The following is a 534-nucleotide window of genomic DNA, read 5'->3' as shown; positions in this document are numbered from 1 at the left end:
TTCTTGCATAACCCAAACTAAGTAGAAAAAAGGTATCATCCAAGTAGCTGACACTGGTTCCTTTATGACGGCAGTACCTTCTCCTGTCATCCGAGTAGCCGACTACTTGGATCCAGGAAATTTAACTCTACCAAGTAAGTGTACAATAAGAACTAGATTCCAGACTGGAATGACAGCAGTCCTACGTCATACCGCGATTCATTCTCGGTATCTCTAGATCCCGCTAACAAGTAGCGGGATGACGGTTGTCAGGCTAGCTGTCATCCCAGTGCTCAGACACTGGGATCCAGAAATTTTAATTGTAAGTAAGCATACTGGGTTGATAAGTATAAAAGTAGCTAGAAAATAAACATTTTTGATGAGATTATATGGAAAACTGGATGCCAGTGTCAAGCACTGGCATGACACCCTTCACGGACTTTTAAATTACTTTAGCTATAAATATTAAGAAATTTACCAAATGAAAAAAAAGGCAAAAGAAGCCCTGGGGTTATTATCCGCTTTAAAATATTGGCGTTTTTTATGTTTTAAACG

At 39.1% G+C, this 534-nt stretch carries 1 protein-coding gene; it reads left to right on the top strand.

What is annotated here, in order from left to right; all coding sequences use genetic code 11:
* Nucleotides 1-238 precede the first annotated feature (238 nt).
* Nucleotides 239-349, top strand: a complete 111-nt coding sequence (locus tag OZD61_RS00210) for a WPE palindromic element domain-containing protein (protein WP_274979402.1) — start codon at nucleotides 239-241, stop codon at nucleotides 347-349.
* Nucleotides 350-534: the final 185 nt, after the last annotated feature.

Source organism: Wolbachia endosymbiont of Drosophila bocki, from assembly GCF_028982005.1.
GTDB classification, from domain to species: domain Bacteria; phylum Pseudomonadota; class Alphaproteobacteria; order Rickettsiales; family Anaplasmataceae; genus Wolbachia; species Wolbachia pipientis.
The sequence above is the reverse complement of the archived record's forward strand: the minus strand, read 5'-3'. Positions and strand labels throughout refer to the sequence as shown.